Below are 5006 nucleotides of genomic sequence, written 5' to 3'. Positions count from 1 at the left end.
GTCGCAGCCACATTGTTGAACGCCGCGGGCATCGTCGGCGCTGCCCTGGCGGCCGACACAGCAGCCCATACGGACCAGGCTCGGTAACAAAGTCTCGACGGGTCGTTACAATGGTTGATGCCGGTCTGCACGCCGGCACAATCGACAAGACCTCTCCGCCGGAAACCACTCTGGCGTGACGCCGCACGACACCGTCACGAAAGGGCGTACGTGGCAGCCACCGATATCCGTCAGACCGTAGATTCAGCAACAGAGTCTGCGTCCCCTGCACCTGCTGCGGAGGCACCGAACGGCACGATCCGAGAGGTCGACGCCGCTCCGGCGGCTAAGACCACCGCACCGGCGAAGAAAGCAGCGCCGAAGAAGGCTCCCGCAAAACGAGCGGCATCCAAGAAGGCACCCGCGAAGAAGGCTACGGCCAAGAAGGCTGCCGACGGGTCTCCCGCGGCAGAGGGCGACGAGGATGTCCCCGGCATCGATGAGATCGACATCTCGGACGGCGACATCGCCGCTGCGGCCAACGACGTAGTCGAGGTCGTAGCCGCTGGTGACGACACCGAGGACGACGCAACTTCCGAACCCACCGCCGAGGACAAAGCATCGGGCGATTTCGTCTGGGACGAAGAAGAGTCCGAGGCTCTACGTCAGGCTCGCAAAGACGCCGAGCTCACCGCGTCGGCCGACTCCGTTCGCGCGTACCTCAAGCAGATCGGCAAGGTCGCACTGCTCAATGCCGAGGAGGAGGTCGAGCTTGCCAAGCGCATCGAGGCCGGCCTGTTCGCCACGGAGAAGATGCGTGAGTTCGCCGAAAAGGGTGAGAAGCTCCCAGTAGCTGCACGACGCGACTTCACCTGGATCTGCCGCGACGGCAACCGCGCGAAGAACCACCTGCTCGAAGCCAACCTCCGCCTCGTCGTATCGCTCGCAAAGCGCTACACCGGGCGTGGAATGGCCTTCCTGGATCTGATTCAGGAAGGAAACCTCGGCCTGATTCGCGCGGTCGAAAAGTTCGACTACACCAAGGGTTACAAGTTCTCGACGTATGCGACGTGGTGGATTCGCCAGGCAATCACGCGTGCGATGGCCGACCAGGCGCGGACCATCCGCATCCCGGTCCACATGGTCGAGGTCATCAACAAGCTCGGCCGCATCCAACGTGAACTCCTTCAGGATTTGGGCCGTGAGCCCACGCCGGAAGAGCTCGCGAAGGAAATGGACATCACCCCTGAAAAGGTGTTGGAAATCCAGCAGTACGCTCGCGAGCCGATCTCGCTCGATCAGACGATCGGCGACGAGGGCGACAGCCAGCTCGGCGACTTCATCGAGGACTCCGAGGCCGTGGTCGCTGTCGACGCGGTGTCCTTCACCCTGCTGCAGGATCAACTGCAGTCAGTGCTCGAGACCCTGTCCGAGCGGGAGGCAGGCGTGGTTCGATTGCGGTTCGGCCTCACCGACGGACAGCCGCGGACGCTGGATGAGATCGGGCAGGTCTACGGCGTGACGCGCGAGCGCATTCGTCAGATCGAATCCAAGACCATGTCCAAACTTCGTCACCCGTCGCGTTCGCAGGTTCTGCGCGACTACCTCGACTAGTAGTCACGCACACCGGTCCGTAGAACATCGAAGAGCCGTCGCTGTCCAAGCGGCGGCTCTTCGTGTGCCCGGGTGCACCTCATCCCTTCGGCTGACGAACTGAGGGGACCGATGTGCTGTGATGGTTGGGTGCGCCGGTGGTCCGACCTATCTGCAGAATCACGGGACCTTCTCGTCGTCGCCGCACAGTTCGCCTTCTGCTGCGCCCTGTATGCGACGAACATCTACCGATTCGTGCCCGATCGGGTGGACGTGCCGCTGTGGGGGCGCATCGCTGTGCTCGCGCTGCTCTGCGCGTGTTCCCTCCTCCGCCGGCGTGCGCCGGTCATGGCGCTCGGCCTGGCGGTCGTTCCATTCGGCCTCGATCTGATGCTCGGCGCGACACTGCCCGTGTGGCTGATCGTCTCGGACCTCGTCTATTGCGTGGCGCTCTACGGCACCGATCGCCAATCGATCGGCATCCTGCGTCTGAGCGCAGCAGTGTCCGTGCTCACGTGTGGGCTGGTGTACGCGGTCACGGGCGAGGGGCAGGAAGTGATCGTCACGATCGGCGCTGCAGCTGCGTTCCTCGGAACTCCACTGTGGTGGGCGCGGAGCGTGCGACAACACAAGCAGATCGCGCGCACCGAATTCGAGAGGGCAGAAGCAGCCACCGTCATTGCCGAACTTGATCGGCGCGCCGCCGTCGAGGCCGAACGCGCCCGCATGGCACGCGATCTTCACGACGTGGTGGCCGGACACTTGTCTGCCATAGCGATTCAGTCCGCAGCCGCGTTGCGGATCGTCGAGACGCGTGACGGCAGGCCAGTTGGAATCGGTGGACCCGGCGTTCACGACATCGTGACGTCGATTCGCGCCAACAGCATCGACGCATTGACCGAGATGCGCTCGATGATCGGCCTTCTCCGCGGCGACGGTGCAGAGGACGAGCCTCTCTCACCAGGTCGTGTCGAGGAGCTGCACCGACTCGTCACGTCGGCGCGGGCAAGCGGTACCGACGTGCACATCGACGGCGATTTTACACCTGGTGCTCACCGCACAACTGTCCTACCGGCCGCGGTGGACCACGCCGCGTATCGCATCGTGCAGGAGGCGTTGACCAACGCAGTCGTGCACGCCCCCGGCGCCGCGACCGGCGTGGACATCAGGTGTGACGGCGATGCACTCACCATCGTGATCACCAACGACATGACGCCGACGGATTCGGACCATCCTGGAAGGGTCGACGGTCGTACAGGGACGGGGCTTGCCAACATGAGACAGCGCGCGGAACTACTCGGGGGCATGCTGCACGCGGGTTGCGAGGGCGACCGGTGGTGCGTGAAAGCAGTTCTGCCTGTAGAGAAGAGCACCGCCCGATGATTCGAGTGCTGATCGCCGATGATCATGCGGCCATTCGATCGGGGCTGAAGACGATCGTCGAGTCGGCGACGGGCTTCACCGTCGTCGGCGAGGCGGCCGACGGCTACGAAGCTGTCGATCTCGCTGCGCACCGCACTCCCGACGTCGTACTCATGGACATTCGAATGCCTGGCCTCGACGGAATCGAAGCAACGACCAGGATCATCGCCGGTCGATTCGCTCGCGTCCTCGTGCTGACGACATTCGACATCGACGACTACGTTTTCCGTGCGCTCCAAGCGGGTGCGTCCGGGTTCGTCCTCAAGTCGGTATCAGCAGAGAACCTCCTTGACGCGATCTCGGCGGTACATGCCGGCGACGGGGTGTTGGCTCCGCAGGTGACGCGGACGCTGATCGACGCCTTCGCGTCCGGCAGTCATTCGCCGGCCATCGAGGCACCGCAGGGGTTGACCGATCTTACCGACCGGGAGCGAGACGTACTTCGGTGTCTCGGCGACGGATTGTCGAATGCGCGGATTGCGCGACAGCTCTTCATCGGCGAGACGACGGTCAAGACGCACGTATCGAGAATTCTGGCGAAGCTCGGCGCGGACTCACGAGTGCAAGCCGCGATTGTGGCTCGGTCGCTGCCGGCTGCGACCGAGCCCGGCCATCACAGTTCTGGCGCAACGAATTCTCCGTTCGCATCCGGTACATAGCGCACGACCGTCGTGACGGCTGCCATCGGCAACGGCCCGTACAGGTGTGGGAACAACATCGATTGGGGATCGCCCGGTACACCCGGCTCCCACCGCACGGGGGCGCCGAGGCGACTCGGGTCGAGGACCAGGAGCACCAGGTCGTCGCGACCTGCGAACAGCCGATTCGCCGGAAGATGAACCTGTGTGGGTGTGGACAGGTGCACGAATCCGGTGTCGGCGAGAGAAGCCGGGCGCAGTTCGGGCGAGGTTCGGGCAGCATGCCAGTCGTCGGCGGCGCAGATGTGCAGCAGTGTGTCGGTGGATTCGGTCACGAGAACGATTCTGTCAGTGCAGGTCAGGCCAGCGCAGGTCAGTGCGGCGGCAATTCCTCGGTACTGACGGCACGTTCGCGGGCTGAGCTACCGCCGATCACGACCGCCGCAACGACCGCAACGATTCCCGCTCCCTCGGCGACGGTGGGCAGTTGCGAAAGCACAACGGCTCCTACGACTGTCGCTGTAGTAGGAAGTAGCGCCAGGAGCAGGGCGAAGCGTGCTCGCCCGATCCTGACCAATACGACCTGGTCCAAGACGTAGGGCACGACGCTGGACAGCAATCCGACCCCGAGGCCGAGCATCCACACCCGCGGCTCGAGGAACACGTCCGCATCCGTCCACAGAACGGGTCCGAGCAGAGCGGGAGCAAGGATGACGGTGGCGCCCGCCATACCGACCGCGAGATCATCGATTCCATTGCCTGCGTCCGCAACCCGCTTGCCCACCAATATGTAGACCGCCCAGAGGCCGGCTGATGCCAGGGCAAACCCCACACCTGGTAGTCCTACCGAACTCCCGTCGAGTTGAGCACTGGCAATCGCGAGCACGCCCAGAATCACCAGACCGAGCGCAATCGTGTCGCGAATGCGCTTCGACCCGGCTGCCGCGACAGCGACCGGACCGAGAAATTCGATCGCAACAGCTGCTCCCAATGGAATGCGGGCTATCGCCTCGTAGAACATGACGTTCATCCCGACTGTGGCCAGCCCGAACAGTGTGGCGATCATCACTTTTCGGCCCGTCCATCGACCTGCGCCGGGCGGACGTCTCCACGGTCGTCGCCACGCGAGCAGCACGACCGCCGCGCCCAGTGCTCGAAGCCAGGCAACTGCCGCCGGATCCAGGGTGTCGAACAGAAACACTCCGATTGCCGCGCCGACGTATTGACACAGACCACCCACCACGAACAGCGCCGGAATACCGAATTGGGCACCTACCCCGGCCGTCGCCACGCCTCGTGTCACCGTTCGACAGTAGACGGCGAGTACGACACGCCCGGAATCAGCTCTAAGCGAACAGATCTTGACCGTGGATG

General features: G+C 64.0%; 5 protein-coding genes. 3 read left to right on the top strand and 2 right to left on the bottom strand.

The annotated features are described in order from the left end of the window. The first annotated feature begins 210 nt into the window (after positions 1-210). From A2J03_RS16350 to A2J03_RS16340, 3 genes are all read left to right on the top strand, one after another. On the top strand, positions 211-1593 hold the full coding sequence (locus A2J03_RS16350; protein ID WP_068375896.1) for an RNA polymerase sigma factor: 1383 nt from the start codon (positions 211-213) through the stop codon (positions 1591-1593). Between the two features lie 129 nt (positions 1594-1722). Continuing rightward, the gene (locus A2J03_RS16345) at positions 1723-2955 is read left to right on the top strand and encodes a sensor histidine kinase (RefSeq protein ID WP_082897877.1); all 1233 of its coding nucleotides are present in this window, start codon (positions 1723-1725) and stop codon (positions 2953-2955) included. Further along, positions 2952-3653: a response regulator gene (locus A2J03_RS16340; RefSeq protein WP_082897876.1), complete on the top strand. Its 702-nt coding sequence runs from the start codon at positions 2952-2954 to the stop codon at positions 3651-3653. The genes A2J03_RS16345 and A2J03_RS16340 overlap by 4 nt, the downstream gene beginning before the upstream one ends. Here the strand turns inward: A2J03_RS16340 and A2J03_RS16335 are convergent. Together A2J03_RS16335 and A2J03_RS16330 are read right to left on the bottom strand one after the other, a co-directional pair. Further along, entirely contained in the window at positions 3608-3967 is a 360-nt protein-coding gene (locus tag A2J03_RS16335) for a DUF952 domain-containing protein (RefSeq protein ID WP_068375893.1), read from the bottom strand. The two genes, A2J03_RS16340 and A2J03_RS16335, sit on opposite strands and share 46 nt — an antisense overlap. Before the next feature lie 38 nt (positions 3968-4005). After that, positions 4006-4833 (bottom strand): EamA family transporter, encoded by an 828-nt coding sequence (locus tag A2J03_RS16330; protein WP_442971364.1) that lies wholly within the window; start codon positions 4831-4833, stop codon positions 4006-4008. Between the last annotated feature and the right edge of the window lie 173 nt (positions 4834-5006).

Origin of the sequence: Rhodococcus sp. EPR-157 (assembly GCF_001647195.1) — a bacterium.
GTDB lineage: Bacteria > Actinomycetota > Actinomycetes > Mycobacteriales > Mycobacteriaceae > Rhodococcoides.
This window is presented reverse-complemented; position numbering and strand designations above follow the sequence as displayed.